Source organism: Photobacterium sp. R1 (assembly GCF_054600795.1).
Genome location: NZ_BAAHZP010001125.1, coordinates 1 through 209, shown reverse-complemented (window position 1 = coordinate 209; position 209 = coordinate 1). Strand labels below are relative to the sequence as shown.

Below are 209 nucleotides of genomic sequence, written 5' to 3'. Positions count from 1 at the left end.
GGTGAGGTGGCCGAGAGGCTGAAGGCGCTCCCCTGCTAAGGGAGTATACGGTTTATCCCGTATCGAGGGTTCGAATCCCTCCTTCACCGCCATTTCTTCCTGAAGAAATAAATCTTGCAATTGCGCGTCCGTAGCTCAGCTGGATAGAGTACCTGGCTACGAACCAGGCGGTCGGAGGTTCGAATCCTCCCGGACGCGCCATAATTTGA

The 209-nt window shown here is 55.0% G+C and carries 2 tRNA genes; both read left to right on the top strand.

The features are described 5' to 3' along the window. Positions 1 to 92, top strand: a tRNA-Ser gene (locus ACYP03_RS28565). A gap of 32 nt (positions 93 to 124) precedes the next feature. Beyond that, positions 125 to 201, top strand: a tRNA-Arg gene (locus tag ACYP03_RS28560). Positions 202 to 209: the final 8 nt, after the last annotated feature.